The sequence below is a fragment of the uncultured Roseobacter sp. genome, from assembly GCF_947499265.1.
Lineage (GTDB): Bacteria > Pseudomonadota > Alphaproteobacteria > Rhodobacterales > Rhodobacteraceae > Roseobacter.
Genome location: NZ_CANMNK010000005.1, coordinates 187,038 through 214,005 on the forward strand (window position 1 = coordinate 187,038; position 26,968 = coordinate 214,005).

Below are 26,968 nucleotides of genomic sequence, written 5' to 3' on the forward strand. Positions count from 1 at the left end.
TCGGGCAGCCTTTGTCGCAAAACGCGCAGAGGCACAGAAAACATCACGCAAAACAGGCTAATAAGAAGGCCACCTCCAGGGTTATCTCTGGAAAAAAGAACCCTCCAATGGAAACGCCCCCAGCTTCGAATCGCCGGGGGCGTTCTCGTTTGGAATGTGGCAAACTTTGCAGATAACGGGAAACAAACCCTGTGAAACCACAAAAACTATGTCCCCGCCTCGGCCAATCGAGCCCGTACTTTGACACGCTCTGACTGACGAAGGTATTTTGAGAGATCAAAGAACACGAAAGTACGCGTCCCGTCCTTTCCGTGTGCGTCGGTGGGGCCGACATGGAATGCGACCAACTTGAAAAGCGGATTGTATGAAGTCCAAGTTCCCCAATGCCACTGGTTCGGCATCCCCCCGGTCTGCAGATGTGCCGTCTGACCCCGTTCAAAACACACTTGGTGTTCGCATCGCCGATATTGCAGCGCTGCGCACCGATGGCAGCATTGTGATCGGACAACGCAAAATACCCAGTCTGCCCCTGTTCGATGAGGCATTTTCCGCTTTTGCGCATGGGACAAATTTGCAATCGGATAAGGGCCCGATCGCAATCGAGGATTTGCAACCTGGCGATCGTTTGTTGACCGCTGACGGCGGATCCAGTGAAATTTCGTGGATTGGGTCTTCTACGTTCATGCCCTCGGACAAGGGCAATTTCACGCCGCTGACACGCATCATGGCCGATAGTTTTGGGGTCAGCAGGCCGGACAGTTTTCTGAGCCTCGGCCCGGCAGCGCGCCTGTTGCAGACGCCTGCGCATTTACGCAGCGAGGTGGGTGAAAAACGTGTGTTTACCCCTGCCCGCGCGTTTGTCGATGGTGTGAATGTCATCGAGGTCACGCCGCCGACACCGATCCGCATGTTTCACGTGTGCCTGCAGCGTCATGCGGCCGTTATTGCCGGTGGTTTGGAGATAGAGACCTATCATCCGGGTGCCAACCCCATGCGACTGTTGTCACATACCCTGCGCACGGTGTTCATGTCCGTCTTTCCGCAGATCAGCCACGTCAGCGACTTCGGGCCAATGAATTATGCGCGCGCCTCAGTGGAAGACGACCTGACCGCCGCCTGACAACCCGATTACGCCGAATTGCTGAGACGTTCTTCCAGCACCTCAAAGGGCACGCCGGGTTCATCCTTTGCGCCGCGGATGACCAAGGAGGTCTTGACGCTTTCGACATTGGGTGTGGTCAGCAAGTCGCCCGTCAAAAACCGCTGAAACGTCGAAAGATCCGGTGCTGCGCATTTGAGGATGAAATCCACCTCTCCGTTCAGCATATGACACTCGCGCACCAGCGGCCAGGCGCGGCATCGGTCCTCAAATGCCGTGAGATCGGATTCGGCCTGGCTCGCAAGGCCAACCATCGCGAACACCTGCACTTCGAACCCCAACTCGCGGGCATCTACATCCGCATGGTAGCCTTTGATATACCCGGCCTCTTCCAGCGAGCGCACGCGGCGCAAACAGGGCGGTGCAGAGATGCCAACACGATTGGCCAATTCCACATTGGTCATACGTCCGTCGGCCTGAAGTTCCGCAAGGATTTTTCGGTCAATCGGATCTAGTCGTGTTCCAGCCATTTCACCCCCAATATTTGCGGTTGTTATAACACCGCCCAAGCTATGCGCAATATTCTTTCGCTCCAGCGCAAGATTCTTTCCTCAACTCCCGAAACATGCAAGGCCGGGTTGCAGCCAACGCCTGCACGCGGGGGGTTTAAGCTTGGCCCACCCCACTATATATCCGTTCTCGCTGCTATGATATTCTTTGGGGGTCCTTATGGCCGAGACAAGACAAACACGCGTCCTCATCATCGGATCAGGACCGGCAGGCTATACCGCCGGCGTCTATGCAAGCCGGGCCATGCTGAACCCCATTCTTGTGCAAGGGATCGAGCCGGGCGGTCAGTTGACAACCACCACGGAAGTGGAGAACTGGCCCGGTGACACCGAAGTGCAGGGCCCGGACCTGATGGTGCGCATGCAGGGGCACGCCAAGGCCATGGGCACCGAGATCATTGGTGACATCATTACCGATCTGAACCTGGATCAACGCCCCTTCGTTGCCAAGGGCGACAGCGGCACAACCTATATTGCCGATGCGGTCATTCTGGCGACCGGCGCGCGGGCCAAATGGCTAGGATTGCCCAGCGAAGAGAAATTCAAAGGCTTCGGCGTGTCGGCCTGCGCCACCTGCGATGGGTTCTTTTATCGTGGACAGGAAATCGCGGTGATCGGCGGCGGCAATACCGCGGTGGAAGAAGCGCTGTTTCTGACCAACTTTGCCTCCAAGGTCACGCTGGTTCACCGCCGCGACGAGTTGCGCGCGGAAAAAATCCTGATCGACCGGTTGATGAAAAACCCCAAGATCGAACCCCTGTGGTTTCACGAGTTGGACGAGGTTGTCGGTACAGAAAGCCCGCTGGGCGTGGAAGGCATCCGCGTCAAACACACCAAGACCGGCGAGATCACCGAAATTGCGGCCAAGGGGGTCTTTGTGGCCATCGGGCACGCGCCCGCAAACGAATTGGTCAAAGACGTGCTGGACACTCACATGGGCGGCTATGTCGTCACGAAACCCGACAGCACAGAAACCTCGATCCCTGGCGTTTTTGCAGCGGGTGACCTGACTGACCACAAATACCGTCAGGCGGTGACGTCTGCGGGTATGGGATGCATGGCCGCGCTGGAAGCGGAGCGGTTCCTGGCCGAGCATGAGGACGCCGATACCTCCCTGCCCCTTGGCTACGGCGCAGAGGTTGCAAACAGCGCTGCCGAATAGCGACACACCGAATTTGTAGCAGTCAGCACGCGCCGGGCAACCTCCCGGCGCGATGCTAATGGTCGCGCCATGCCCACGTGAAATCCACATGGTGTTGCGTGCGCACGGTGGGTTAAGACGCCTCTCACTTCGTGACCGGATAAGTCAGCCGGTGCCCGCCTTGGCACGCCCTGATTTCTCCATGTCCACGAGGTCTCTCCCATGCCCACCAAAGCCGCCCTGGCCCATATTCCCGGCCCGCCCGCACTGCCGCTGATCGGTCACACGCTGAAAATTGCCCGTGACAGCTACGGCACGCAGCAGGATTACATCGCGCGCTATGGATCAGTGTACAAGACCAACATGCTGGGGGTGTGGCGGGTGAACCTCTGTGGCGCGGATGCGATGGAAATGGTGCTGATGGACAAGACCCGCATCTTTTCATCCCAAGGCGGGTGGGATGCGCTGCAACGCATCTACCCCGGCGGTTTGTTGCTGCAGGATTTTGATCACCATCGCGCCAATCGCCGGATCATGCAGGCGGCCTTTCGCGCTGCGGCGATCCGCGACTACCGGGTGCGTATGACCGGTGCGATGAAGACATTGCTGGACACCTGGCCCGATGGAGAGACGTTCTGTTTCTACACCGCCATCAAGAGCCTGACCCTCCGGTTGGGCGGCGCGGTCTTCATGGGCCTGCCGCTGGACGGGGACCTGGCGAATAAGGTGAACCGCGCCATTCAGGACGAAATCAGAGCGGCGATTGCCGTTATCCGACGCCCGGTTCCTTTCACGCCAATGTGGCGCGGTGTACGTGGACGGCGGTTCCTGCGCGAAACCTTCCGTACCCTGATCCCGGAGCGTCGGGCGCAAGGCGGCGATGATTTCTTCTCGCAGATGTGTCTGGCCACCGATGAAAACGGCCAAGGGTGGAGCGAGGATGAAATCCTCGATCAGTTCAACCTGCTGATCATGGCAGCACATGACACCACGGCCACGGCACTTTCCGTCATGATCGCAGCCCTTGGCGCCCATCCGGCGTGGCAGGACCGTCTGGCACAGGAAGTAGCAAACCTAAGCGACGGCCCGTTGGACGAAGACGCCCTGGGCAAGATGGTGCAGACCAATCTGGTTTTCCGCGAAGCCCTGCGGCTGGTGCCGCCCGTGCCCTTTATCCCCCGCTTGGCGGTAAAGGATTTCCACTGGAAAGGGTTCGACATTCCGGCCGGTACGTCCATCACGCTGAACCCCGGTGTGACCATGCTATCGGCTGAACACTTCAGCAACCCGACCGAATTTGATCCCGAAAGGTTCGCGCCGGGGCGCAACGAAGATCAAAGCCATAAATTCGCCTGGAGCCCATTTGGCGGTGGCGCACACAAATGTATCGGCATGCATTTCTCTAGCATGCAGGTGAAGCTCTTTGTCGCGACCCTACTGCGCGACCATCGGGTGCAATTGGCGGGCAAAGCGCCAGAGTGGCAACGCATGCCGATCCCCAAACCCAAAGGCGGTCTGCCGGTGATTCTCACCAAAGCATAGCGCCCCTGCCAAAGCCGTAGGCGACACTGAACTCGCGGTGTGCGGAAATCAGCGCCCACTGGCCAAATTGCCAGAATTTGCCGCACTCTCCACTTGAAAGAGCCATACGACACGCGTTAAAGGCCTCGCGAGGGCATTTTGGGGGGAAATGCCACACCTTTATTAAGCGAGTAATTTGATGACCACACCAAACCTATCACCGATCCCCGAGCTCTATGTTTCCTACGACTCCGCGCAGAAGCTGAAGAGCGAAGCAGGCGACCTGCTGAGCTGGGATCTGACCCCCCGTCAGATCTGCGATCTTGAGCTGCTGATGAACGGCGGCTTCAACCCACTCAAAGGGTTCCTGACGGAAGCAGATTACGATGGCGTTGTCGATAACATGCGTATGGCGGATGGCGCGCTCTGGCCGATGCCGATCACGCTGGATGTAAACGACGCCTTTGCCGATCAGTTGGAAATTGGTCAGGACATCGCGCTGCGTGATCAGGAAGGTGTCATCCTCGCCACCATGACCGTGACCGACCGCTGGACGCCGAACAAGGCAAAGGAAGCGGAAAAGGTATTCGGCGCGGATGACGATGCGCACCCCGCAGTAAACTACCTGCACAATCAGGCGGGCAACATCTACCTCGGCGGTCCGGTGACCGGCATTCAACAGCCCGTGCACTATGATTTTCGCGCCCGTCGCGACACGCCGAACGAATTGCGCGCCTTCTTCCGCAAGGTGGGCTGGCGCCGCGTGGTTGCCTTCCAGACCCGGAACCCGCTGCACCGCGCGCACCAGGAACTGACCTTCCGGGCGGCCCGCGAAGCCCAGGCCAACCTGCTGATCCACCCGGTCGTCGGCATGACGAAGCCCGGTGACGTCGATCACTTTACCCGCGTGCGCTGTTACGAGGCGGTGCTGGATAAGTATCCGGCGGCAACAACGTCGATGTCACTGCTGAACCTTGCCATGCGCATGGCGGGCCCGCGCGAAGCCGTCTGGCATGGTCTGATCCGCAAGAATCACGGCTGCACCCACTTCATCGTGGGGCGTGATCACGCCGGTCCTGGCAAGAACTCCGCCGGTGACGATTTCTATGGCCCCTATGACGCGCAGGAGCTGTTCCGCGCGCATCAGGAGGAAATGGGCATCGAGATGGTGGACTTCAAACACATGGTTTGGGTCCAGGAACGCGCGCAATACGAACCCATGGACGAGATCAAGGACAAGGATGACATCACCATCCTCAACATCTCCGGCACCGAACTGCGCCGCCGTCTGGCCGAAGGTCTGGAAATCCCCGAGTGGTTCTCCTTCCCCGAGGTGGTCAACGAGCTGCGCCGCACACGGCCACCGCGCGACCAGCAAGGGTTCACGGTGTTTTTCACCGGTTTCTCCGGTTCCGGCAAATCCACCATTGCCAACGCTTTGATGGTCAAGCTGATGGAAATGGGGGGCCGTCCCGTCACGCTGCTGGATGGGGACGTGGTGCGCAAAAACCTCAGCTCCGAGCTTGGTTTCTCCAAGGAACACCGCGATCTGAACATTCGCCGCATCGGCTATGTGGCCTCCGAGATCACCAAGAACGGTGGTATCGCGATCTGCGCCCCGATTGCGCCTTATGCCACCACGCGCCGCGCGGTACGCGAGGACATCGAAGCCTTTGGCGCCTTTGTCGAGGTTCACGTGGCCACCTCGATCGAGGAATGCGAACGTCGGGACCGCAAGGGGCTCTACAAGCTGGCGCGTGAGGGCAAGATCAAGGAATTCACAGGCATCTCAGATCCCTATGACGTGCCGCAGAATCCTGAACTGAGCGTCGAGACCGAGAATGTCGAGGTCGACAACTGCGCGCATCAGGTATTGTTGAAACTGGAAAGCATGGGGTTAATCAGCGGTCGCGTCTGATCGGTTCTGCAGCAGATCGAAAGCCGCCCGCATACCCATGCGGGCGGCTTTTTTATTGGCTAAGACAGGAATGCCTTACCGGACATCACCAATGCGCCCTGTCCAGAAACTTCCACACCTGTGATCGCATCGCGCGCGCCGAGGACCCTAACCGATGCCCTGCCCGATCGGCCCATGCCATGCCCCTGCTCCGCCACGAAAGCCGGTTCAGGGATCATGCCCTGCGCCCAGAGATAGGCCGCCATCGCGCCGGTGGCGGAGCCGGTGAAGGCATCTTCCGGCGGGCTGGGTGGGGCCAGCAAAAGCCGGCTGAACGTATCGCCATGATCCGTGGCCCCGGACAGGGTCACCCAAAACGGCTCCATCATATCCGTGTCGGGTTGCCCCAGAAATGTGCTGAATCTGCGCAGGGCGTCCACGTCAAATTTGAGCCGCTCCAGCGTCGCGCGATCCTTGAGGACAGTGACGCAAAATGGCAGGCCGGTTGAGACCACCTGCGGCTGTCCAACGATGTCGTCGGGCGCGATCCCGCCCACTGCGGCCACCACGTCAGCAGGAACTGTTGGACCGAAAGTCGGCGCGATCTGGGTCATCTTCACGTGATCGCCTGTCACTTCGACCGGAATGACACCGGCCTGCGTCTCCAGCGTCAAGGGTCCATCGGTCACCAGACCCCGCGCACGTAGCGCCATAACGGTCGCGACTGTCGGATGACCGGCAAAAGGGATCTCCCGACTTGCCAGAAAATACCGCACCCGCACGTCCGCAACATCGGATGGGCCGGTGAATGTGCATTCGACCAGCGACGTTTCCCGCACATAAGCCATGCAAACCGCATCAGGCAGGTCGGCCCCTCCGTGTACGACGGCGCAGCCGTTGCCGCCAAAGACGACATCCGAAAACGCATCCACCCAATCAAAATCATAGCTCATGGCAGCCCCCAAACCAAAAAAGGCCGCAGCGATCTGCGGCCTTTGTCATCAATTTCACCCTGCGGGTCGGGCGTCAATGCACCGCCACAGGCGCATAGTCATTTTGCCGTGCCAGGCGAAAGGCGAGGCCGCGATCCGCTACCAAGGCCAGTTGTTGGCCATCGCTGTCGTGCACCGCATAGAGATGGTCCAGATCACCCGCCTGATCGCGGACTTCACTGGGCAATTCGGTCACATCAACTGTTTTGACGTAGACGATGCGATTTTCAGCTGGCGCTGTTTCAAATGGTTCTTGCATGTCGTCACCCTTTCTTGATGTTGATGGTTTGCACCACCGTCTGCGGTTTGGCGCGGCTGAGGTCCACGTGCAGCAGACCGTTTTCCATGATCGCTTCGCCGACATCGACACCGTCTGCGAGCACGAAGCTGCGCTGAAACTGGCGCGCTGCGATCCCGCGATGCAGAAACACGCGGCCTTCACTGTCATCTGTCTGCCGCCCCCGGATCACCAGTTGGCGATCTTCCACGGTGATCGACAGGTCATCTTCGGCAAATCCCGCCACCGCCAGCGTGATCCGGTAGGAATAGTCGGAGGTTTGTTCAATATTAAAAGGTGGGTAGCCTTCATTGCCGGATTTCGCGGTGCGTTCCAGCAAACGCTCAAGCTGTTCAAATCCCAGCATATGGGGATAGGAAGCAAGGGTCATCTTCGTCATGCGACACGTCCTTATTCGTCAAGCGACAGTCAGATAAAGGCCCCGTTATGGCGACCTTTGGTATGAATATGGGTAGCAATCATGCCGGACGCAAGGGCTAGGCGTATTGATGGTGAATGCTTATGATAAGACCTATATCTTGTACGGAATCACGCGCCCATGAATGCTCCAACCGATCTGTCGATGAAAACGGACGAAGTGCTGCGGGTTGAGCTCGCCGTCTTCCGCCGCGAGCACCGCGATCTGGATGAGGCGATTCACGCCCTTGTGGACAAGGGGATGGGGGATCAATTGACGCTGCAACGGCTGAAAAAGCGCAAATTGCGGCTCAAGGACATCATTGCGCAGATCGAAGACCGGCTGACCCCGGATATTATCGCCTGAGCCGTTTTCACGCAGATTTTCAACGCATTGCCTACGCCCCGCGTTTGGCTATAGTGCCGCTTCCAGAAATCGGGCCAGGGGAGCCTTTGACATGACCGCACCCGTTGTTGGGATCATCATGGGCAGCCAGTCCGACTGGCCCACGATGCGCGAAGCCGCCAACCTGCTGGATGAATTGGCCGTCCCTTATGAGACCCGCATCGTTTCGGCGCACCGCACCCCGGACCGCTTGTGGGACTACGGCAAAAAGGCCGCGGCACGCGGTTTGCAGGTGATCATCGCAGGCGCGGGCGGGGCGGCGCATTTGCCCGGTATGATGGCATCAAAAACCCGGGTGCCGGTGATTGGCGTGCCGGTCCAGACCAAGGCGCTTTCGGGTGTGGATTCACTTTATTCGATTTTGCAGATGCCGCGCGGATACCCGGTTGCGACAATGGCCATTGGCGCAGCAGGCGCGGCCAATGCGGCTCTGATGGCCGCAGGCATCCTGGCGCTGCAGGATAATGCCTTAGCTCAGCGACTGGATGCCTGGCGCGAAGCCCTATCTGCGTCGATTCCCGAGGCTCCCACGGATGACTGACCCATTGGAGACCGGCGCCACGATCGGCATTCTGGGGGGCGGACAACTGGGGCGGATGCTGTCGGTTGCGGCGTCCAGACTTGGGTTAAAAACGCATATCTTTGAGCCGGGTGCCGCACCGCCTGCCGGACAGGTGGCCGACCGCGTCACAACCGCGTCTTATGAGGATATAGACGCCTTGACCGCCTTCGCCCAAAGCGTCGACGTGGTGACATATGAGTTCGAGAACATTCCGACCTCGGCATTGGACACCATCGAAGAGATCACCCCGATCCGCCCGGGTCGTGAAGCGCTGCGGGTCAGCCAGGATCGGCTCACCGAAAAGACATTTCTGCAAGATCTCGGCCTGACCGTTGCCCCCTTCGCCGACATTCCGACCCGCGACGCGCTTGAAACCGCAGTGCGAGACATCGGCTTTCCCGCAATCCTGAAAACCCGCCGGTTTGGATACGACGGCAAGGGTCAGGCGCGCCTGGGATCGCTCGATGATGTCGATCAGGCCTGGGCCGAGATGGGCGGAAATCCGAGTATTCTCGAAGGCTTCGTTGACTTCGATTATGAGGTTTCGGTCATCGCCGCCAGAAGTCCGAACGGAGATGTCGCCTGCTATGATCCCGGTGAAAACGTGCACCGCAATGGTATTTTGCACAGCACAACCGTGCCTGCGCGGTTGTCCGTGGCTCAGCGCACGGATGCAGTTTTGATGGCGGCCAAGGTTCTGAACGCTCTGGAGTATGTGGGGGTCTTGGGGGTTGAACTCTTCGTCACGCGTGGCGGATTGGTCGTGAATGAAATCGCGCCGAGGGTGCATAATTCAGGTCATTGGACACAAAACGGATGCACGGTTGATCAGTTTGAGCAGCATATCCGCGCGGTCGCAGGCTGGCCGCTGGGCGACGGGACGCGTCATGCGGATGTGACGATGGAAAACCTCATTGGTGCGGACATGGCCCGCGTTGCGGCCCTGGCGAAAGAGCGAAACTGCGCGCTGCATCTTTATGGGAAGGCGGAAACCAAACCGGGGCGCAAGATGGGCCATGTAAACCGGATCGTTACGTGAAACCCACGCTAGAGGGACATAAAGCGCTCCGCGATCTCACCTGACATATAGCTGAACCTGCCGGCGGCAATGGTCGCCGCGACACGCTGCGTTTCGGCATCTAAAATCACGATGTCCGCCCGTTTGCCGGGCTCCAGCCTACCACGATCTTGCAATCCCAAAACCCGCGCGGGCCCTTCGGAGACCAGTTGCCAGCAGGTCGCAAAATCAGCCACACCGCCTTGCGCCAGCATCAACGCCGCGCGCCGTAGACTTGGGTAATGATAGTCTGAGGCCACTGCATCGCACAGCCCCATGGCGATCAGTTCAAGCGCGGACACATTGCCCTTGTGCGACCCACCGCGCACAACATTCGGCGCACCGAGGATCACCGCATCACCTGCACCCCTGGCCGCCTCTGCGGCTTCCAGAGTTTCGGGGAATTCCGCAATCGTGATGCCGCGACGATGCCAGGTATCACGAGCCGCTTTCGTGGCGTCGTCATGGCTGCCCATGCGCACCGCTTTTTCATGCAAATGCGCGCAGAGCTGGTCCAGCGCCTCTGGGACCTTGTCGGCCTGTGCGTGCAACCGCATCATCATATCGAAATGGTCGTCCGGATTGCGCCCGGCCTTCAGCGCCTGCCCGACCATACGAGGCGGTTTGCGGCCCTGCGACAGCCGGTCATGCGGCAGGTGATCGTTGAACACAACGTAGTCGACGCCCCATGCCGTCACGAGCTCCGGCAAGCCGTCGTACAAGTCCAAAAGGTGGATTTCGAGCCGCAGCTGCGCGCGCAAATCTGTTACCAGAGCAGGCGCTGTATCCCGGATCGCGGTAAAAACCTGATCTGCGAATTCAGGGCCGCGCAGCCCCCCTTCCCAGCTGACAAATTGCGCCAGCACCGCCGTCGTGATCCCATTTGCGGCCAACTCGGCCTCTGTCGCGACAATCCCTTCGGCCATTTCCTTCATGGCACCCCGGCGCGGGGCAAGATGACGTTCAAAACCGTCGCCATGCAGGTCCACAATGCCCGGCAATACCAAAAAGCCATCAAGGTCCACCGCGCGTCCGGTCGACCCCTCGCCAATCAGATCACCGGCAATAGACAAGTCTGCGCATGCGAGACCCTCCGAGCCCAGAACCTGCGCACCTTGAAGCTTAAGGTCGGCCAATCATCTCTCCTACGCTCGGCACGCAACTGCCATCGGGGCAGCCAAGTTGCGACAGCACCGCGTCGAACCAGGTGAGCGTCCGGTCGAATTTACCGGAATTCAGAAAGGAGACCGTTTGAGCAATCACGCGTGGATTGTTCATCATGAACGTATGCGTCACGGGCAAAACGATATGGTCATTCATCCCCGCAACGCGCGTAGAAGCGACCGACACCTTGCCATCGTCCCGCCCCGGCAACAGCGATGAAAAATAGGGATTAAGCGATTGATCCCCAGCAATCACGCCGAGGTCAAAGGTCACAGGCGGCAAGCGTTGTGGCAGATTTCCGGGGCCCGTACCCAATTGCGCACCAGCTGGGCCATTGATCCAATCAAAGGCTTCGATATCGGAAAATGCATCCACAACCTCGCTGCCCTGATTGGGCGGTGCAAGCATCACCACGCGACCGATCCGATCCGGGTTGGCATCTGCAACCCACTGGCGCAACAGGATCCCCCCCATGGAGTGCGTCACGAAATCAACCTGCCCCCGCGGGCCGCATTTGGCCATGGCATCGGGCAAGGTCCGGGCAACGAGCTCCGCCACCGGCGCAGTTGTCGAAGGGTAACCGGGCCGCACAACGGTGTAGCCCTCGGCCATCAAAGCCGTCTCCATCAGGGCAAATGAAAACTCCGTCCGCGCCAGCCCGTGCAAGAGCACGGCACATCGCGCATTGGCTGTGGTTGCAGCCAAGACGACGGCACAAGCGGCCAAAAGAATTCTCACGGTACTAGTCATGCTCCTTCAGATAGTGTCATTGTTGGCCTTGCGAAAGTGTAACGTCACGCGCTTTTAACGGAACCTGAATTTATGCCTCCAAACCCTGTTCGCCTGGCTGCTCGCGCGGTGATTGTTCATGAGGCGCGCCTGCTGTTGGTGAATGCCTGGCCAAAGGGGCGCAGCACCCTGCTTTGCGCGCCCGGTGGCGGTGTCGAACCCGGGGCCTCCTTACCGGATAATCTGGCGCGTGAAGTCCACGAAGAAACCGGCCTGCGGGTTGATGTCACGGAACCTTGCCTTGTTAATGAGTTTCACGATCCGCGCAGTGGATTTCACCAGGTGGAGGTATTTTTCCGCTGCAAGATCATAGGCGGGTCCCGGATTTCAGCGGATTGGCAGGATCCGGAGAATATTGTCACGCATCATATCTGGGCAACGCAGGAAGATATGGCAGAGCTTAATTTCAAGCCAAGCAGCCTTGGCCAAGTCGCTTTTGCGGACCCCGATGCGCTCAGCTACGATCCGCTTGAGACGATCGTGATGTGACGGCGATGGCGATCCCGCTGACCACCAGAACCGTCGCCAGAACAACAAGAATAGATACCGGCTCGCGCAGCAAAACAGCACCGCCCAGCAGCGCGATGATTGGGACACTCAACTGCACCACCGCGGCGGTATTTCCCTGCAACTGGGGCAACACCCGGTACCACAAGGCATATCCAAGGCCGGACGTCACGCCACCGCAGATGATGGCCAGAGCCCAACCGATGGGCGATGAATGGGTCGCCAACCCGGCCAGTATGATGGTGAGCACCGGCAGGCATAGGATGAAGTTGGCCGTTGTCGCCGCCAGCGGATCTTCGGCGGTACGGCCCGAAATCGTGTAGGCCGCCCATCCCAAACCCGCCAAGATCATGAACCCGGCGCCAATCGGGTCTGATTGTCCCCCAGGTCCAGGCCAGAGCGCAAAAAGCAGACCACAAAACGCAAGCGATGCACCACCAAGCTGGCGCGATGTGGGTCGCGCATTGGTGGCCGCGCCATAGGCAAACATTGACATCTGAACGACACCAAAAAGGATCAAGGCGCCGAGACCTGCGTCCAGCGTCAGGTAGGCCAGTGAAAATCCTGCCATGTAAGCCGCCAGGCTGAAAGCCCCCACGAACCGCGCGCGCGCAAACAAATGCATCCTGCCGCCCCTGACTGACAAAATCATGCTAAGTACAACCGCGCCAGCCAAAACGCGGATCAGGGCAAAGCTGCTGGGATCAATGTAGCCGCCATCGACGGCAAACCGTGTCAGAACCGAGTTCGCCGCAAAAGCGACCATGGTAAAGGAAATCAGCAAAACCAAACGCATGTATGCGCCTTAGCGGTTCTTTTGAGCAAGGCCAACTACGTGTTGGGTGTCAGATCGCTTGCGAAGGCAAACCGCGTTCACTTTCACGGGAAGACTGCTGAAATTGGTGTCGCCTATGCAACAATCCGTACTTCGAGCGTTGTGCCACGGTTCTCCGTGTTTTCTATAACCTTCGCGTCACCGTCGTAGAGTTTCGCGATTTTTCTCGCAATCGCGAGCCCCATGCCGCTTCCCTCGACTTCATCGCGCGGTTTCAGCGTTGTCATCGCGCCAAATACGCGCGCGTGATAGCCAGACGGGATGCCCGGCCCATTGTCGCGCACCGTCAACACCACCTGGCTGCCTTCGCGGTAGCAGGACACAATGATTTTGCCGACCGAACGGTCATGATGTTTGACGGCATTCGAGATCAAGGCCGTCAACAGTGTCAGCACATCCCGTTCGCCCATTGTCAGCCGCGCGCAATCGAGGGCACGCACAACCTTGAAACCAGACGGAATGCGTACTTCTTCCAGCACCTCATCTAAGGCATCGTTTAGGTCCACCTCTTCGATGGCCTGCATGCGCCCGATCCGTGAAAAGGTCAGGAGATCGACCAGCATGCGGTCCAACCTGCCGGTATGCTTGTTCATGAGATCGATGCTTTCGGCGACAGAGCCATCAACTTTAACGCCCGCTTCCGCCAGATCATCTTCGATCCATTGCGGCAATTCGATCAGAGCACGGACAGAATTGCGCACATCATGACTGATCAAATAGATGAAATCCTCAAAGTCCTGCGACCCCGCAGGCAAAGATGTTTCGATGTCGTTGATGGCAATATTGCGGGTCATGAAGTCGCGATCCTTAGAAGTGTCTTTTGCCGCACGCTAGCACCACCCGCTGAATACACCGTTAACAGGTGACACTTCGGGGAGAGGCAAATCAAATAGGGCGACTTGGCCGCAGGACCTGCCTCTTTGCATGCATTTTTGCGATCTGAAACTGGCAATCATCCGTAAACAGGTTGTCAGGTATAATCCTGCAACGCCTGACGCACGACCGGAGCCCAAGAACGACTTGGCCAGATTTAGACAGCCGCAGAGGATCACGATGTGATAACAGACGCGACATTCCTGCTGGTGGACGACGATGCGGTCGCCATTCTGGCCGTGCGGCGCGCGTTGAAAAGGCTGAAGATCACCAGCACTACACTTGCGGCAAGCGACGGCCAGGATGCCTTGGCTGTGCTGCGCGACGCTGAACCCGCAGAAAATAGCGCCGTGGTCCCGTTTATCGTTATCCTGGATTTGCAGATGCCGCGCATGGGTGGCTTGGAATTCCTGGATGCGCTGGCTGGTGACGAGCGCCTGCAAGATGTCATGGTTCTGGTTTTTGCGCCTCCAGAAATGCACCACCTGATCAAATCCAAATATGACCAACACGTTCACGGTTTTTTGGACAAGGACAGGACCGAAGAGACGTTGGCGCAGGCGCTGACCAAACTGCGGGACAGCAATGCGACCGTTTCGGGATAGGTGACCAGAACCCTCTCGATGCGAACAGAAAACACTTTGAAGCCATCCAAAATCGCCGCTTGATTGACTGATCCTGACCATAAAAAAGGGCCCGCCAAAAGGCGAGCCCAATTCTTTCACCAGATCGGCGTGGCTTACATCATGCCGCCCATGCCGCCCATGTCGGGCATGCCGCCTGCTGGCGCCGCGCCTTCTTTCGCAGGCTTGTCGGCAACCATGGCTTCGGTGGTGATCAGCAGACCGGCAATGGAGGCCGCGTCCTGCAGCGCTGTGCGCACCACTTTGGCCGGGTCGATCACACCGAAGGCAAACATGTCGCCATACTCTTCGGTCTGAGCGTTGAAGCCAAAGGCTGCGTCGTCGCTTTCGCGGATCTTGCCCGCGACAACGGAACCGTCCACACCAGCGTTTTCAGCGATCTGACGCAGCGGCGCTTCCAGTGCCTTGCGCACGATGGAGATGCCGACGCTCTGATCGTTGTTTTCGCCAGCGAGGCCTTCGAGTGTCTTACCGGCCTGAACCAGTGCAACACCACCGCCCACAACGATGCCTTCTTGTACGGCAGCGCGTGTCGCGTTCAACGCATCGTCCACTCGGTCCTTGCGCTCTTTCACTTCCACTTCGGTCATGCCACCGACGCGGATGACAGCAACACCGCCCGCCAGTTTGGCAACGCGCTCTTGCAGCTTCTCACGGTCGTAGTCAGATGTGGTTTCTTCGATCTGCGTGCGGATTTGCGCCACACGTGCTTCGATCTCGGCTTTCTCGCCGGACCCGTCAACGATGGTGGTCTCATCTTTGGTGATCTGAACTTTCTTGGCCGAGCCCAGCATGTCCATGGTCACGGATTCAAGCTTCATGCCCAGATCTTCGGAGATCACTTGACCGCCGGTGAGGATCGCAAGGTCCTGCAACATGGCTTTGCGGCGATCGCCGAAACCAGGTGCTTTGACCGCTGCGATTTTCAGACCACCGCGCAGTTTATTGACCACGAGGGTTGCGAGCGCTTCGCCTTCAACGTCTTCTGCAACGATCAGGAGTGGTTTTTGCGACTGGATCACTTGCTCCAGCAGCGGCACCATGGGCTGCAGCGAAGACAGCTTCTTCTCGTGCAGCAGCACGATGCAGTCTTCCAGCTCAGTGGTCATCTTGTCAGCGTTTGTGACAAAGTAAGGCGACAGGTAGCCGCGGTCGAACTGCATGCCTTCGACAACGTCTGTTTCTGTTTCCAGACCTTTGTTTTCCTCGACGGTGATCACACCCTCGTTGCCAACCTTCTGCATTGCACCAGCGATCTGGCTGCCGATGTCGGCTTCGCCGTTCGCGGAAATCGTACCGACCTGTGCAACTTCGTCACTGTCGGATACGGGGCGCGACGCGGATTTGATGGCTTCGATCACGGTCGAGGTTGCGGTGTCGATCCCACGCTTGAGGTCCATCGGGTTCATGCCAGCGGCAACAGATTTCATGCCTTCCTTGACAATCGCCTGGGCCAGCACGGTCGCGGTGGTTGTGCCGTCGCCCGCTTCGTCAGCTGTGCGCGAGGCCACTTCTTTGACCATTTGTGCGCCCATGTTCTCGAACTTGTCTTCAAGCTCGATCTCTTTGGCAACGGAAACACCGTCCTTGGTGATGCGCGGCGCGCCGAATGATTTGTCCAGAACCACGTTGCGGCCCTTTGGACCAAGCGTGACTTTGACCGCATCTGCAAGGATGTTCACACCCTTGAGCATACGGTTACGGGCATCGGTGTCGAATTTGACGTCCTTAGCAGCCATGTTGTTTTCTCCTCTTGAGAATATCTAGTTTGAGTTCAGCGAGTGAAGGTCAGAGCAGCCAGAGGGCTTACTCGATGATCCCCATGATGTCGCTTTCCTTCATCATCAGCAGTTCCTCGCCGTCGAGCGTGACTTCTGTGCCGGACCATTTGCCGAACAGGATCTTGTCACCGGCCTTCACGGCCATCTCGATCAGCTCGCCGCTGTCTTTGCGGGCACCCTCGCCACAAGCAACAACTTCACCTTCGGAAGGTTTCTCCTTCGCGCTATCGGGGATGATCAATCCGCCAGCGGTTTTTTCTTCGCTTTCCGTGCGGCGTACCAGCACGCGGTCATGAAGCGGTTTCAATGCCATCTTTGCAGCTCCTTAAGGCTCAAAGTTTCTCCCATTGGATCCGGGCGATACTCTTTTTCGCCCAAACCGTTATCACTCACCTCTATCGAGTGCTAACGCGGCATAGCTAGGCACCATCCGCCAGCGAGTCAACAGCGCGATTTGGAAAAATGTGCGGGTTTATGCACAGCCCTAAGATCCCAAGGGCCGCTAGGTGTCTTCCCAGCTATACGCCCAGTGGACAAGGCCCTCGCGCCCGGCGGCGGTGAGCGCGTAAATGCCCTTGGACACACGTTCAAACCATCCGTAATGATTGTCCGCCATCAGGCGCGTCGCCGTCGCAACCCCGGTTGCTTTCGCAACCTCCGAGCCCTTGCTTGCCCCCTGTTCGGCGAGATGTGCGGCGCAGCGCAACGCGTCCTGTCTGTAGGAAGTCACCAATCCCAAACGGGCCTGACCACCCGCGTTCGGATCCCCCCGGCGTCGCGCGAACTCTTTGATGAGGGCGGTTTTGCGCTTGGCCGATTTACGCGGCGCGTAGGGCCCAGGGTCACAATGCACCTCCACGAAACCGTCTTTCAGCCGCACGGTCATGACGCCCAACCCCAGCCTGCGGGCCATCGCGATGGTCTGCTTGCGGGACTTCTGGCCCCGCTTTCCGGCTTTTCGCTCGAACACCATATAAACAGCGTCCGTCAGGGATAATCGCTCAACGCATTGGTGGAACAAGGCCAATGACGGCGCGAGCTTCAACTCTACGACCACAAGGTCACTTTCGCCACGCATTGCCACGACATCCGCCGCGCCAACCTCGGCCTTGACGTCATAGCCCTGGCTTTCGAGCAGCCTCTTGATCGGCGGATAGAGATCCATTTCCCGAGGCGCGTTCGATGGGGGATTTTTCGACCTTGGAATGATTCGTTCCCTTCGCGGATTTCGCAGACCAGCCACCCGTTTCAGGAGGGTATTCTCGCCTCGCGAGAGCCATTCCCGGCAGGGTCGAAAATTAACCTTAAGTGCCACAGATTTCACGGCATTAAACCAACCTCCGCGCTATGAACAAGGCATGATGTCATGCTAGCGTCCGCTCACTAAAACAACATAATGCCAAAACGACGGCAAAAAAAACGGTGTAAAGAGGGTACCAATATGAAGATTAAGACACTCATCTCCGCGGTGGCGGCGGTCGTGATTTCCGCGACGGCGAGCCATGCTGCGGTTTTTGACGGTAAATATCGCGCAACATCTGCCGTCGGCAATGGCGCAGACCACAGCGTGTGGTTGCAAGGCGGGCTGGGAACGGTCCACGGGCAATTCTTCGGGTCCGACTTCGATTTCGCTCCGGCTGCGGGCAAGCTGATGTTGAACAGTGACGACAGCGGGTATCTGAAGGGCCGGGCACAGTCGCAGAACGATGCGACCAGCGGTTTTGACGTGATGTTCAATTTCGGGTCGGTGCCCGGCACGGAAAACCCGGTTTTCAAGAATGAGGGTGTCGATCCCATTGGTCCGATCCGGCTTCTGGATATGACCGGCGGCATGCTGGTTGGGTTTGGCAAACTGGCCGGTTTGAACCTGAACGCGGTGCTGAAGCCAGCCAACTATCAATTTGCGGTTCAAGTTGGTGAAGGCGCCAACAACAAGAACCAAAAGCTTGGCCAAGCCTTCTGGTTCTCGCTCTCTGCGGGCAAGGGCTGTACCTTATGTGACGAGAACGCTCAGATCCGCCGTTTACAAACATCCAGCTATCGCGGCGACGTGAACATCGAGCTGGCGCCAGTGCCGCTGCCTGCGGGTGCTTTGCTGCTGCTGACCGGTCTGGGCACCGTGGGTGTGATGCGCCGGCGGCGCAAAGCAGCGTAAGCGGCCCACTTTGACCTACAACAGAATGTCGCGCTGCCTTCGGGGGGCGCGACTTTCGTTTGAGATGACAGAAACCGCACCACGTCCTATCCTGGCCAGATGACACGCGATGACTTCAACGCCTTTTGCGCGGCGCTCCCCGCGACAACCCATGTGGTGCAATGGCGCAACGCTGATGTCTGGAAGGTGGGCGGCAAGGTTTTCGCCATTTGTGGCTGGAATGACGGGCTGGACGCCTTTACCTTCAAGGCCTCCGATCTCGCATTCGAAGTTCTGCAAGATACGCCGGGCGTGCGCCCGGCCCCCTATATGGCCTCGCGCGGGCTGAAGTGGCTGCAACACTATGCGGCACCTGGCCTCTCGGACAGTGAGCTTCAAAATCACCTGAAAGCATCATATGACATGGTCATCGCCGGATTGACCAAGAAGAAACGCGCCGAATTGAAGCTGTGATGCTGCGCCGCAGCAGAGGCGGGGTGACACCGGTGATGCCCGTGTTATAAGGCGCGAAATTTTTAGTTCCGCAACTGTAGGATTCCCCAGTATGACAACCCTCGTTTTTGGCCACAAATCTCCGGATACCGATAGCACCGGCTCGCCCATCATCTGGGCGTGGTACCTGAACCAGATCAAAGGCGTCGACGCCAAACCGGTCCTTCTGGGAGAGCCAAACACCGAAGCGTTGTTCGTTTTGGACCGCTGGTCGCTGGACAAGCCCGAGATCATCTCTGAGGTTGCCGCGGACACGCCCGTGGTGATCGTGGACACAAACAACCCTGCGGAACTGCCGGACAACATCAATGATGCCGATATCCAGGGTATCATTGATCACCACAAGCTGGTGGGCGGGCTGGAAACCAAAGGGCCCATCGACATCCGCATCGAACCGCTCGCCTGTACCGCGACGATCATGTGGAAAATGATCGGCAAGGACTTGGCGCAGATGCCGCAGAGCATCCAGGGCGCGATGCTGTCCTGCATTCTCAGCGACACGCTGGAGTTCCGCAGCCCGACGACGACAAACGAGGACAAGGCCGTGGCCTGGGATCTGGCGCAGGCGCTGGATGTCAATATCTCTGAATATGCCGCAGAGATGTTTGCCGCGAAATCCGACGTCTCGGCCTTTTCCGAAGCCGAACTGCTGCGCATGGACAGCAAGGAATACGAAGTCGGCGGCAAACAGTTCCGCGTCTCCGTTTTGGAAACGACCTCGCCAAAAATGGTGCTGGATCGCAAGGATGCGTTGATGGCGGCGATGCCCGGCGTCGCCGATGAGGACGGCGCAGATCAGGTCTTGCTGTTTGTCGTCGATATCCTGCAGGAAGAAGCGACGCTGATGGTCCCGAATGACCTTGTGAAATCCGTGGCTGAAAAGAGCTTTGACGCTAGCGTGGATGGCGACACGGTCGTTCTGCCCGGCATCATGAGCCGCAAGAAGCAGATCATTCCCAATCTGAAGGTCTGATATCCCGGCCCGCAGCTCCGGCGGCGGGCTTTTCAACAGGTGGGCCGGTCGTGGGTTGATCGACCGTGCCTGACAGCAGCAATAAAGCGGGCCGGAACATGACACGCATCATCACTTCTCTCAGCGAGATCTCCGCGCAATATGATGCGCTCTTCGTCGATCTGTGGGGGTGCGTTCACAACGGCGTCTCCGCCCTGCCCAAAGCGGTCGCCGCCCTGAAAGACTATCGTGCATCCGGCGGCAAGGTTGTCCTGGTGACAAACTCGCCCCGCCCCCGCGCTGGCGTCGAAAAGCAACTGGTGGCTTTTGGTGTGCCGGACGACAGTTGGGACACCATCGCCACCTCGGGCGACAGCGCGCGCTCGGCCATGTTTCGCGGTGTGGTGGGGGAAAAAGTCTGGCACATCGGCTATCCTGGGGATGAACGGTTCTTTGAACCCATCGGTGTGGTGCAAAACCCTGTGAACGTATGCGCCGTGCCTCTGGAAGAGGCCGAGGGTATCGTCTGCACGGGCCCGCGCGATCCGCTGGCCGACCCCGACGTTATGCGCCCCGAGTTTCTGATGGCCAAACAGCGCGGGTTGAAACTGCTCTGCGCCAATCCCGACATCGTTGTCGACCGGGGCGAGCAACGAGAATGGTGTGCGGGCGCGCTGGCGCAACTCTATACCGACATGGGCGGTGAGAGCCTCTACTTCGGTAAACCGCACCCGCCGATCTATGATCTGGCGCGCCGCAGGCTCTCCGCGCTCGGCACGGATGTGCCCGACAATCGCATTCTGGCGATCGGGGACGGCGTGCTGACGGACATCGCAGGCGCCATGGGGGAGGACATCGATTCGCTGTTCATCTCCGGCGGTCTCGCCGCGGCGGAGACCAAAACAAACAGCGATCCCGATCCAGATGCGCTAAAGGATTATTTACAAAGGGAAATGTCCAACCCAACCTATACGATAGGGTTCCTGCGCTGACCTATTTTTTCCTTGCTTTTCTGCAGTTGCGAAGTAATAAAGTTTCAACCGTTACATCGTAATGATCAGAAAATTACCGGAAGGGTCATCATGTTGGACAATCTGCCCCGCGGCACCATCTGCATCGAGGACATCGAAATGGGCATGTCGCGCCACCTGCAAAAGGTGGTGACGGACGAAGACATCGAGATGTTTGCCCAGATTTCGACCGACCGGAACCCGGTGCATCTGGATGATGACTACGCCCGCGACACGATCTTTGAGGGGCGTATTGCCCATGGGATGCTGACCGCGGGCCTGATCTCGGCAGTGATCGGCGAGCAACTGCCCGGGCACGGCACCGTCTACATGGGCCAGTCCCTGAAGTTTCTGGCCCCGGTCCGCCCGGGCGATCTTGTCTACGCCGAGGTGAAGGTCATCGACATCGAAATGGCCAAACGCAGGGTCAAGCTGGAATGCCACTGTTCGGTAGACGGCAAGAAAGTCCTGATCGGCGAAGCCACTGTGATGGCACCGTCACGCAAGTTCGACTGACCTCACCCCTGCTGCGCCACCACCCTTTCTGACAGGTCAGAGCGCTTGCGTGTCTTGCGCGTCGAGGCTACGCAAGGCGGATGAGGATTATCCGCGACTACCAATTTGTTGACCCCGAAAACCGCGGCGCCAGCGCGGCGATTGGCAATTTTGACGGCGTGCATCTGGGCCATCAATCGGTGATCGATCTGGCCCGGCAGGTTGAACCTGATGCGCCGCTGGGGATTGTCACCTTTGAGCCGCATCCGCGCGTGCATTTCGCCCCCCACGCCGCCCCCTTTCGGCTGATGAGCCGCGAAGCCCGCGCCAGCCGCCTGGAAAAACTGGGGGTGCAACGGCTCTATGAGTTGAACTTCAACGCCGCACTGGCGGCGCTCACGCCAGAAGAGTTCGCCCGCAAAGTCATTGCCGATGGGTTTGGCCTGAAACACGTGATCGTGGGCGCTGATTTCTGTTTCGGCAAGGGGCGTGCCGGTACCATTGATGATTTGCGACAGTTTGGCCAGGATATGGGCTTTGGCGTCACCATTGCGCCGCTGATCGAACAAGCGGACAAGACAGTTTCCTCCACGGCGATCCGCAAGGCGCTGAGCGATGGCGATCCCCGGCTCGCCGCGGATATGCTGGGCCACTGGCACCGGATCGAAGGACCGGTGATTGGCGGCGAACAGCGCGGGCGCGAGCTGGGCTATCCCACGGCCAACATGTCCATCGAAGGGCTGCATCCGCCCGCCTTTGGTGTCTATGCGGTGTTGGTCGACGTGCTGGAAGGCCCGCATCAGGGCAGCTATCACGGCGTTGCCTCCATGGGGGTGCGTCCGATGTTCGGGGAAAATCGCCCCAACCTGGAAACCTTCATCTTTGACTTTCAGGGGGACCTCTACGGCACGCCGCTGTCGGTTGCGCTTGTCGAGCATCTTCGCCCGGAAGAAAAGTTCGACAGTCTGGACGCGCTGATTACGCAAATGGACGCGGATAGCGCACAGGCCCACCGCATTTTGGGGGCGCTGTGAGCGATCCCATCGACCGCAGTGGCCTGAAAGACAGGTTCTGGGAGCGCAAACCGCTGACCAAGATGTCCCAGAAGGAATGGGAATCGCTCTGCGATGGCTGCGGCAAATGCTGCCTCAACAAACTCGAGGATGAAGAGAGCGGTGCCGTTGCGCTGACCCGCATTGCCTGCCGCCTGCTGGACGATAGCACCTGCCGCTGTGCGCATTATGAAAACCGCCACCAGTTCATCCCTGAATGCATCGTGCTGAAACCTGACAATCTGGACACGCACGCCTATTGGATGCCTGAAACCTGCGCCTACCGGCTGCTGTGGCAAGGGGATCCCCTGCCCGACTGGCACCCGCTGATCAGCGGCACGGCGCAATCGGTACATGACGCGGGCGTGTCTGTGCAGGGCTGGACGCTCAGCGAATTTGACATCCCCGAAGACGAGTGGGAAGAGCATATCATCGAGGAGCCTGTCTGATGTTTTTTGCCTCCGACAACGCAGGGCCTGCGCTGCCGCAAGTGATGCGCCGCATGGCGGAAGCCAACACCGGCTATGCGATGCCCTATGGCGCGGATCCGGTCATGGAGGAGGTCCGGCAGCAGATCCGCGATATTTTTGAAGCCCCGGAGGCCGCCGTATATTTGGTTGCCACGGGCACGGCCGCGAACGTGCTGGCGCTGGCCTGTTACTGCCAACCTTGGCAGACGGTGTTCTGCAGCCACATCGCGCATATTCAGGAGGATGAGTGCAACGCCCCTGAATTCTACACCGGCGGCGCCAAGCTGTGCCTCGTGGACACACCCGACAAGATGACGCCCGGCGGATTGCGCGCCCGGATCAAGGCGGAAGGCGTGCGTGGCGTGCACGGGCCCGAACGCGGGGCCGTTTCGATCACCCAGGTGACGGAACGCGGCAGTGTCTACACGCCGGACGAACTCCAGGCCCTGACTTCAGTGGCCAAAGACTTCAACCTGCCGGTGCATCTGGATGGCGCGCGTTTCGCAAATGCGCTGGCGGCGCTGGGATGCTCAGCGGCGGAGATGACGTGGAAAGCAGGCATTGACGTGGTCAGTTTTGGCGGCACGAAAAACGGCTGTCTGGGCGTCGAGGCCGTGGTGTTCTTCGACTCTGAAAAGGCGTGGGAGTTTGAGCTGCGGCGCAAACGCGGGGCGCATCTCTTCTCCAAACACCGGTTCCTGTCGGCGCAAATGGCTGGCTATCTGCAGGACAATGCCTGGCTGGAGGCCGCCAGAAACGCCAATGCCAACGCCGCCCGGCTCACAACTGGGCTGCGCGCGGCGGGCGCAGTATTCGAACACGAACCGCAGGCAAACATGATCTTTGCCCGCTTTGCCCGCCGGGTGCACCAGCGCCTGCACGATGCGGGTGCCGTCTACTACATCTGGTCGGGCAGACTCGCGGGCGATGACCCGGACGAGTTGCTGACGGCGCGGCTGGTATGTGACTGGTCGATGACGGCGGAGCAGATCGATCTATTCCTCAGCCACTTCGAGTAGTGCTGCAATCTCTTGCGCTACCGCGCCGGGGTGGGTGATCGGCGACATGTGCCCGGCGCCCGCAATGGTCGCGCGCCGCACATTGGGCAACCGGCGCGCGAGACTGGCATTGACCGCGTCAATGATATCGGCGGTTTGGTCCCCTTCGACCAGAAGGCAGGGCATCGCGGCCCGCTCGAGCCGCCCCGGCGTCATCAGCCCTGCGGCGTCGTCGATGATCACAGGCGACTGACCCGGCACCACATACATGCGGTCCGCAAGGTAACGGCGCGTCGTCTCCGGCATCTCGTCCCATTTGGTGCCGTCGCCCCAGAACCGGTTGAAAAGGCGGGCGGCCTTTGCCGTGTCACCTGCTGAAAGGGCCGTAAAATAGGGTTCAGCTTCGACCTCATGCGCCTGCATCCGCTTGGGCGTGTCCTTGATGGCGGCTGCAAAGAATACGGGTTCGATCAGGGTCAGACTGCGCACCCGTTCCGGATGCTCCACCGCAAGGCGCAGCGCGATCGTGGCGCCAAACGAATGACCGATCACATCCCGGCGCACCGGCAAATGCGCCCGTGCGGCCATCATGCACAGGTCATGCAGATCAACCGTGCCGTCCCAATCGTCGCTTTTGCCATGACCGGGCAGGTCGATCGCCGTCAGTGTCACACGATCTTCCAGCGCCCTGCCGACGCCCCGCCAGGCGCCAGCATGCGCCAGGGTGCAATGGATCGCCAGCGCCTCTCTCGCCCCATGCCCAAAGGTCCGGGCATGGGTGAAATGGCCTGACGTCATATCGTTCCGGCGAGATGCGCATCCAGATCGGCGATCCGGTCCTGCCCCCAGAACCGCTGCCCGCTGTCGGTGATGTAAAAGGGCGAGCCGAACACACCGTGCTCCACCGCCTCTTCCAGATTGGCCGCATAGGTTTCCGCCCCGACCAGCAGCCCGCTGTCCGCCAGCCCGGCGTCAAACCCGGCCTCCTGCAGACAGGACCGCACCACCGCGTCCTCGGCGATGTCCTTGTCCTCCGCCCAGACCGACCGGCAGATCGAAAACATGAGCTTGCCCAGATCCCCGCCGCCCGCGTTCTGCGCCGCAATAAAGGCATAGGACGACGGGGCCGCGTTGGTCGGCCAATGGGCGGGCTTCAGGTTGAACGGCATGTCTAGCAGCTTGGCCTGCCGCACCAACTCCTGCGCGCGATATTCAACGCGGCTTGGATGGCGATCCTTGGGTGGGGTGCCCCCGGTCCGGGCAAAGAGCGCCATGATGTCGAGCGGCTTGTAGGTGATGGAGGCCCCGTGTTTTTCCGCCACCTTTTCGGCGCGATTCCCGGCAAGGTAGGCATAAGGAGAAAGCGTTGAGAAAAAGAGGTCGATATGTGCCATTTTGGGGCTCCTTATGGGTGCGAGGTTCTTTGCCGATTGGTAAGGCCGTGCTAGGTGAAGTCAACATCACGAATCTGTCACATTTGCTCGACGCAACCCAGGATCGCCCCCCATGCCAGAATTCCAAGAACCGAAACTGATCGCCGGCAATGCCAACATGCCATTGGCCAATGCCATCGCCCGGCGGATGTCGATGCATCGCGGCAAACAGGTGGGGCTTGTGGATGCAAGGGTTGAGCGGTTCAACGATGGTGAAATCTTTGTCGAAGTCTTCGAAAACGTCCGGGGCGAGGACATGTTCATCGTCCAATCCACCTCCAACCCCGCCAATGACAACCTGATGGAACTCCTGATCATGGCGGATGCGCTGCGCCGCTCGTCTGCCTCGCGCGTTACGGCGGTACTGCCCTATTTTGGCTACGCGCGGCAGGACCGCCGCACCAAGGCGCGCACCCCCATCACCGCCAAGCTGGTCGCAAACATGCTGGTGGGCACCGGCATCGAGCGGGTCCTGACCATGGATCTACACGCGGCACAGATCCAGGGTTTCTTCGACATCCCGGTGGACAACCTCTATGCCTCGCCGATCTTCGCGCTCGACATCAAGGACGCGTTCAAAAACAAGATGAACGAGCTGATGATCGTCTCCCCGGACGTCGGCGGCGTAGCCCGCGCCCGCGAGCTGGCCAAGCGCATCGGATCGCCGCTCGCCATTGTGGACAAGCGCCGCGAAAAGCCCGGCGAAGTTGCAGAAATGACAGTGATCGGCGATGTGACCGGGAAAACCTGCCTGATAGTGGATGATATCTGCGACACTGCCGGTACGCTCTGCAAAGCCGCAGAAGTGTTAATCGAGAACGGCGCCAAGGAAGTGCACTCCTATATCACCCACGGCGTGCTGTCCGGCCCCGCGGTGGAGCGTGTTACCAAATCGGTGATGAAGTCGCTGGTGATCACGGATTCGATTGCGGCAACAGAGGCAGTGAAGAACGCCAAGAACATCCGCATCGTGCCCACCGCGCCCGTTTTCGCTCAGGCGATCCTGAACATCTGGAGCGGCACCTCCGTCTCCTCCCTGTTCGAGGCGGAAACGCTGAGCCCGATCTACGATGGCATGTACGCCGCTGAGTAATCTCACACAGGGTTCGCCAGCCAAAAAACGCTAGCGACGACATCCGGCCGGAGAACAGCCCGCGACGATCTGCGCGCCCCTGGGGCGTTCTCGGATCCAGGCGCTTCTACCTCAATATCCTATCTCGAAACGCCATGCCCTAGTCCGGTTTTCCCAATCGAAAAGACCGACCAAAGTCGGTGTGCGCACCGTGCGTGCAACACGCGGTGGTTGTTGACAGGTCGGCTTTGACTACGCTGTTATATCGGATGCGGGGCGTTGCGGGTCCGCAGTGTGGGGTGTGTAGC

Annotated in this window: 31 protein-coding genes; 18 read left to right on the forward strand and 13 right to left on the reverse strand. The window is 59.2% G+C overall.

The genetic code is table 11. The features are described from left to right. Positions 1 to 364: 364 nt before the first annotated feature. Complete coding sequence (locus Q1A63_RS15020) at positions 365 to 1,120, forward strand: Hint domain-containing protein (RefSeq protein WP_298973857.1); 756 nt, start codon at positions 365 to 367, stop codon at positions 1,118 to 1,120. Between the two features lie 8 nt (positions 1,121 to 1,128). Here the strand turns inward: Q1A63_RS15020 and Q1A63_RS15025 are convergent, their stop codons facing one another. Continuing rightward, a complete protein-coding gene (locus Q1A63_RS15025; RefSeq protein WP_298973858.1) occupies positions 1,129 to 1,629 on the reverse strand; it encodes an Lrp/AsnC family transcriptional regulator in 501 nt (166 codons plus the stop codon). 199 nt (positions 1,630 to 1,828) lie between these two features. On the opposite strand from Q1A63_RS15025, the gene trxB reads away from it, so the two are divergent. The 3 genes from trxB to Q1A63_RS15040 all read left to right on the forward strand — a co-directional run bounded on the left by trxB (position 1,829) and on the right by Q1A63_RS15040 (position 6,248). After that, positions 1,829 to 2,830, forward strand: a complete 1,002-nt coding sequence (gene trxB / locus Q1A63_RS15030; protein WP_298973860.1) for a thioredoxin-disulfide reductase — start codon at positions 1,829 to 1,831, stop codon at positions 2,828 to 2,830. Positions 2,831 to 3,031: 201 nt separating this feature from the next. Then, positions 3,032 to 4,351, forward strand: coding sequence for a cytochrome P450 (locus Q1A63_RS15035; protein ID WP_298973862.1), 1,320 nt, complete (start codon positions 3,032 to 3,034; stop codon positions 4,349 to 4,351). A 178-nt stretch (positions 4,352 to 4,529) separates the two neighbouring features. Further along, positions 4,530 to 6,248: a bifunctional sulfate adenylyltransferase/adenylylsulfate kinase gene (locus Q1A63_RS15040; RefSeq protein WP_298973864.1), complete on the forward strand. Its 1,719-nt coding sequence runs from the start codon at positions 4,530 to 4,532 to the stop codon at positions 6,246 to 6,248. Positions 6,249 to 6,307: 59 nt separating this feature from the next. On the opposite strand, the gene Q1A63_RS15045 is transcribed toward Q1A63_RS15040, so the two are convergent. The 3 genes from Q1A63_RS15045 to Q1A63_RS15055 all read right to left on the reverse strand — a co-directional run bounded on the left by Q1A63_RS15045 (position 6,308) and on the right by Q1A63_RS15055 (position 7,896). Further along, positions 6,308 to 7,180: a PhzF family phenazine biosynthesis protein gene (locus Q1A63_RS15045; RefSeq protein WP_298973866.1), complete on the reverse strand. Its 873-nt coding sequence runs from the start codon at positions 7,178 to 7,180 to the stop codon at positions 6,308 to 6,310. Between the two features lie 73 nt (positions 7,181 to 7,253). After that, entirely contained in the window at positions 7,254 to 7,478 is a 225-nt protein-coding gene (locus Q1A63_RS15050; protein WP_298973868.1) for a DUF1150 family protein, read from the reverse strand. 4 nt (positions 7,479 to 7,482) lie between these two features. Next, complete coding sequence (locus Q1A63_RS15055; protein WP_298973870.1) at positions 7,483 to 7,896, reverse strand: Hsp20 family protein; 414 nt, start codon at positions 7,894 to 7,896, stop codon at positions 7,483 to 7,485. Between the two features lie 159 nt (positions 7,897 to 8,055). Between Q1A63_RS15055 and Q1A63_RS15060 the strand changes: the two genes are divergently transcribed. The 3 genes from Q1A63_RS15060 (at position 8,056) to Q1A63_RS15070 (ending at position 9,920) form a co-directional block, all read left to right on the forward strand. Continuing rightward, entirely contained in the window at positions 8,056 to 8,280 is a 225-nt protein-coding gene (locus Q1A63_RS15060; RefSeq protein WP_298973872.1) for a DUF465 domain-containing protein, read from the forward strand. Positions 8,281 to 8,371: 91 nt separating this feature from the next. Beyond that, entirely contained in the window at positions 8,372 to 8,860 is a 489-nt protein-coding gene (gene purE, locus Q1A63_RS15065) for a 5-(carboxyamino)imidazole ribonucleotide mutase (RefSeq protein WP_298973874.1), read from the forward strand. Continuing rightward, on the forward strand, positions 8,853 to 9,920 hold the full coding sequence (locus tag Q1A63_RS15070) for a 5-(carboxyamino)imidazole ribonucleotide synthase (protein WP_298973875.1): 1,068 nt from the start codon (positions 8,853 to 8,855) through the stop codon (positions 9,918 to 9,920). The genes purE and Q1A63_RS15070 overlap by 8 nt, the downstream gene beginning before the upstream one ends. Before the next feature lie 8 nt (positions 9,921 to 9,928). Here Q1A63_RS15070 and Q1A63_RS15075 read toward each other — a convergent pair whose 3' ends face one another. Together Q1A63_RS15075 and Q1A63_RS15080 are read right to left on the reverse strand one after the other, a co-directional pair. After that, positions 9,929 to 11,074: an alpha-D-ribose 1-methylphosphonate 5-triphosphate diphosphatase gene (locus Q1A63_RS15075; protein WP_298973877.1), complete on the reverse strand. Its 1,146-nt coding sequence runs from the start codon at positions 11,072 to 11,074 to the stop codon at positions 9,929 to 9,931. Next, positions 11,061 to 11,852, reverse strand: a complete 792-nt coding sequence (locus tag Q1A63_RS15080) for an alpha/beta fold hydrolase (protein WP_298973879.1) — start codon at positions 11,850 to 11,852, stop codon at positions 11,061 to 11,063. Before Q1A63_RS15080 ends, Q1A63_RS15075 begins: the two co-directional genes overlap by 14 nt. A gap of 72 nt (positions 11,853 to 11,924) precedes the next feature. On the opposite strand from Q1A63_RS15080, the gene Q1A63_RS15085 reads away from it, so the two are divergent. Then, complete coding sequence (locus Q1A63_RS15085; RefSeq protein WP_298973881.1) at positions 11,925 to 12,380, forward strand: NUDIX hydrolase; 456 nt, start codon at positions 11,925 to 11,927, stop codon at positions 12,378 to 12,380. Here Q1A63_RS15085 and Q1A63_RS15090 read toward each other — a convergent pair. Together Q1A63_RS15090 and Q1A63_RS15095 are read right to left on the reverse strand one after the other, a co-directional pair. Continuing rightward, complete coding sequence (locus Q1A63_RS15090; RefSeq protein ID WP_298973882.1) at positions 12,346 to 13,194, reverse strand: DMT family transporter; 849 nt, start codon at positions 13,192 to 13,194, stop codon at positions 12,346 to 12,348. The genes Q1A63_RS15085 and Q1A63_RS15090 overlap by 35 nt on opposite strands. A 113-nt stretch (positions 13,195 to 13,307) precedes the next feature. Beyond that, entirely contained in the window at positions 13,308 to 14,027 is a 720-nt protein-coding gene (locus Q1A63_RS15095; protein ID WP_299402793.1) for a HAMP domain-containing sensor histidine kinase, read from the reverse strand. A 261-nt stretch (positions 14,028 to 14,288) separates the two neighbouring features. Between Q1A63_RS15095 and Q1A63_RS15100 the strand changes: the two genes are divergently transcribed. Next, positions 14,289 to 14,711 carry a response regulator gene (locus Q1A63_RS15100; RefSeq protein WP_298973884.1) on the forward strand — a complete coding sequence of 141 codons (423 nt, stop codon included), beginning with the start codon at positions 14,289 to 14,291 and terminating at the stop codon, positions 14,709 to 14,711. Positions 14,712 to 14,845: 134 nt separating this feature from the next. Here Q1A63_RS15100 and groL read toward each other — a convergent pair whose 3' ends face one another. The 3 genes from groL to Q1A63_RS15115 all read right to left on the reverse strand — a co-directional run bounded on the left by groL (position 14,846) and on the right by Q1A63_RS15115 (position 17,696). Next, positions 14,846 to 16,489 (reverse strand): chaperonin GroEL, encoded by a 1,644-nt coding sequence (gene groL, locus Q1A63_RS15105; protein ID WP_298973886.1) that lies wholly within the window; start codon positions 16,487 to 16,489, stop codon positions 14,846 to 14,848. Between the two features lie 67 nt (positions 16,490 to 16,556). After that, a complete protein-coding gene (gene groES, locus Q1A63_RS15110; protein WP_298973900.1) occupies positions 16,557 to 16,844 on the reverse strand; it encodes a co-chaperone GroES in 288 nt (95 codons plus the stop codon). Positions 16,845 to 17,033: 189 nt separating this feature from the next. Beyond that, positions 17,034 to 17,696: a DUF2161 domain-containing phosphodiesterase gene (locus tag Q1A63_RS15115; protein ID WP_298973901.1), complete on the reverse strand. Its 663-nt coding sequence runs from the start codon at positions 17,694 to 17,696 to the stop codon at positions 17,034 to 17,036. A gap of 276 nt (positions 17,697 to 17,972) precedes the next feature. Here Q1A63_RS15115 and Q1A63_RS15120 point away from each other — a divergent pair, with 276 nt between their 5' ends. From Q1A63_RS15120 to Q1A63_RS15155, 8 genes are all read left to right on the forward strand, one after another. After that, positions 17,973 to 18,686, forward strand: coding sequence for a VPLPA-CTERM sorting domain-containing protein (locus tag Q1A63_RS15120; RefSeq protein ID WP_298973902.1), 714 nt, complete (start codon positions 17,973 to 17,975; stop codon positions 18,684 to 18,686). Between the two features lie 99 nt (positions 18,687 to 18,785). Continuing rightward, complete coding sequence (locus tag Q1A63_RS15125; RefSeq protein WP_298973903.1) at positions 18,786 to 19,139, forward strand: MmcQ/YjbR family DNA-binding protein; 354 nt, start codon at positions 18,786 to 18,788, stop codon at positions 19,137 to 19,139. Between the two features lie 91 nt (positions 19,140 to 19,230). Next, entirely contained in the window at positions 19,231 to 20,151 is a 921-nt protein-coding gene (locus Q1A63_RS15130) for a manganese-dependent inorganic pyrophosphatase (protein ID WP_298973904.1), read from the forward strand. A gap of 98 nt (positions 20,152 to 20,249) precedes the next feature. Continuing rightward, a complete protein-coding gene (locus tag Q1A63_RS15135; RefSeq protein WP_298973905.1) occupies positions 20,250 to 21,122 on the forward strand; it encodes a TIGR01459 family HAD-type hydrolase in 873 nt (290 codons plus the stop codon). A gap of 90 nt (positions 21,123 to 21,212) precedes the next feature. Beyond that, the gene (locus Q1A63_RS15140; protein WP_298973906.1) at positions 21,213 to 21,656 is read left to right on the forward strand and encodes a MaoC family dehydratase; all 444 of its coding nucleotides are present in this window, start codon (positions 21,213 to 21,215) and stop codon (positions 21,654 to 21,656) included. A gap of 80 nt (positions 21,657 to 21,736) precedes the next feature. Next, positions 21,737 to 22,669: a bifunctional riboflavin kinase/FAD synthetase gene (locus Q1A63_RS15145; RefSeq protein WP_298973907.1), complete on the forward strand. Its 933-nt coding sequence runs from the start codon at positions 21,737 to 21,739 to the stop codon at positions 22,667 to 22,669. Beyond that, positions 22,666 to 23,136, forward strand: coding sequence for a YcgN family cysteine cluster protein (locus tag Q1A63_RS15150; RefSeq protein WP_298973908.1), 471 nt, complete (start codon positions 22,666 to 22,668; stop codon positions 23,134 to 23,136). Before Q1A63_RS15145 ends, Q1A63_RS15150 begins: the two co-directional genes overlap by 4 nt. Further along, positions 23,136 to 24,176, forward strand: a complete 1,041-nt coding sequence (locus Q1A63_RS15155) for a beta-eliminating lyase-related protein (RefSeq protein WP_298973909.1) — start codon at positions 23,136 to 23,138, stop codon at positions 24,174 to 24,176. The genes Q1A63_RS15150 and Q1A63_RS15155 overlap by 1 nt, the downstream gene beginning before the upstream one ends. Here Q1A63_RS15155 and Q1A63_RS15160 read toward each other — a convergent pair. Then, entirely contained in the window at positions 24,153 to 24,953 is an 801-nt protein-coding gene (locus tag Q1A63_RS15160; protein WP_298973911.1) for an alpha/beta hydrolase, read from the reverse strand. The genes Q1A63_RS15155 and Q1A63_RS15160 overlap by 24 nt on opposite strands. Beyond that, positions 24,950 to 25,549, reverse strand: a complete 600-nt coding sequence (locus tag Q1A63_RS15165; protein ID WP_298973913.1) for a 2-hydroxychromene-2-carboxylate isomerase — start codon at positions 25,547 to 25,549, stop codon at positions 24,950 to 24,952. Before Q1A63_RS15165 ends, Q1A63_RS15160 begins: the two co-directional genes overlap by 4 nt. A 112-nt stretch (positions 25,550 to 25,661) precedes the next feature. On the opposite strand from Q1A63_RS15165, the gene Q1A63_RS15170 reads away from it, so the two are divergent. Further along, positions 25,662 to 26,681: a ribose-phosphate pyrophosphokinase gene (locus Q1A63_RS15170; protein WP_298973915.1), complete on the forward strand. Its 1,020-nt coding sequence runs from the start codon at positions 25,662 to 25,664 to the stop codon at positions 26,679 to 26,681. Positions 26,682 to 26,968 lie beyond the last annotated feature (287 nt).

Coding starts and splice junctions, on each gene's coding strand:
- Q1A63_RS15140 (WP_298973906.1), top strand. CDS start 21,213: ATGTTGGACAATCTGCCCCGCGGCACCATCTGCATCGAGGACATCGAA.
- Q1A63_RS15045 (WP_298973866.1), bottom strand. CDS start 7,180: ATGAGCTATGATTTTGATTGGGTGGATGCGTTTTCGGATGTCGTCTTT.
- groL (WP_298973886.1), bottom strand. CDS start 16,489: ATGGCTGCTAAGGACGTCAAATTCGACACCGATGCCCGTAACCGTATG.
- Q1A63_RS15040 (WP_298973864.1), top strand. CDS start 4,530: ATGACCACACCAAACCTATCACCGATCCCCGAGCTCTATGTTTCCTAC.
- Q1A63_RS15095 (WP_299402793.1), bottom strand. CDS start 14,027: ATGACCCGCAATATTGCCATCAACGACATCGAAACATCTTTGCCTGCG.
- purE (WP_298973874.1), top strand. CDS start 8,372: ATGACCGCACCCGTTGTTGGGATCATCATGGGCAGCCAGTCCGACTGG.
- Q1A63_RS15170 (WP_298973915.1), top strand. CDS start 25,662: ATGCCAGAATTCCAAGAACCGAAACTGATCGCCGGCAATGCCAACATG.
- Q1A63_RS15130 (WP_298973904.1), top strand. CDS start 19,231: ATGACAACCCTCGTTTTTGGCCACAAATCTCCGGATACCGATAGCACC.
- Q1A63_RS15115 (WP_298973901.1), bottom strand. CDS start 17,696: ATGGATCTCTATCCGCCGATCAAGAGGCTGCTCGAAAGCCAGGGCTAT.
- Q1A63_RS15165 (WP_298973913.1), bottom strand. CDS start 25,549: ATGGCACATATCGACCTCTTTTTCTCAACGCTTTCTCCTTATGCCTAC.
- Q1A63_RS15035 (WP_298973862.1), top strand. CDS start 3,032: ATGCCCACCAAAGCCGCCCTGGCCCATATTCCCGGCCCGCCCGCACTG.
- Q1A63_RS15125 (WP_298973903.1), top strand. CDS start 18,786: ATGACACGCGATGACTTCAACGCCTTTTGCGCGGCGCTCCCCGCGACA.
- Q1A63_RS15135 (WP_298973905.1), top strand. CDS start 20,250: ATGACACGCATCATCACTTCTCTCAGCGAGATCTCCGCGCAATATGAT.
- Q1A63_RS15060 (WP_298973872.1), top strand. CDS start 8,056: ATGAATGCTCCAACCGATCTGTCGATGAAAACGGACGAAGTGCTGCGG.
- trxB (WP_298973860.1), top strand. CDS start 1,829: ATGGCCGAGACAAGACAAACACGCGTCCTCATCATCGGATCAGGACCG.
- Q1A63_RS15055 (WP_298973870.1), bottom strand. CDS start 7,896: ATGACGAAGATGACCCTTGCTTCCTATCCCCATATGCTGGGATTTGAA.
- Q1A63_RS15090 (WP_298973882.1), bottom strand. CDS start 13,194: ATGCGTTTGGTTTTGCTGATTTCCTTTACCATGGTCGCTTTTGCGGCG.
- groES (WP_298973900.1), bottom strand. CDS start 16,844: ATGGCATTGAAACCGCTTCATGACCGCGTGCTGGTACGCCGCACGGAA.
- Q1A63_RS15085 (WP_298973881.1), top strand. CDS start 11,925: ATGCCTCCAAACCCTGTTCGCCTGGCTGCTCGCGCGGTGATTGTTCAT.
- Q1A63_RS15145 (WP_298973907.1), top strand. CDS start 21,737: ATGAGGATTATCCGCGACTACCAATTTGTTGACCCCGAAAACCGCGGC.
- Q1A63_RS15050 (WP_298973868.1), bottom strand. CDS start 7,478: ATGCAAGAACCATTTGAAACAGCGCCAGCTGAAAATCGCATCGTCTAC.
- Q1A63_RS15020 (WP_298973857.1), top strand. CDS start 365: ATGAAGTCCAAGTTCCCCAATGCCACTGGTTCGGCATCCCCCCGGTCT.
- Q1A63_RS15025 (WP_298973858.1), bottom strand. CDS start 1,629: ATGGCTGGAACACGACTAGATCCGATTGACCGAAAAATCCTTGCGGAA.
- Q1A63_RS15120 (WP_298973902.1), top strand. CDS start 17,973: ATGAAGATTAAGACACTCATCTCCGCGGTGGCGGCGGTCGTGATTTCC.
- Q1A63_RS15070 (WP_298973875.1), top strand. CDS start 8,853: ATGACTGACCCATTGGAGACCGGCGCCACGATCGGCATTCTGGGGGGC.
- Q1A63_RS15080 (WP_298973879.1), bottom strand. CDS start 11,852: ATGACTAGTACCGTGAGAATTCTTTTGGCCGCTTGTGCCGTCGTCTTG.
- Q1A63_RS15160 (WP_298973911.1), bottom strand. CDS start 24,953: ATGACGTCAGGCCATTTCACCCATGCCCGGACCTTTGGGCATGGGGCG.
- Q1A63_RS15155 (WP_298973909.1), top strand. CDS start 23,136: ATGTTTTTTGCCTCCGACAACGCAGGGCCTGCGCTGCCGCAAGTGATG.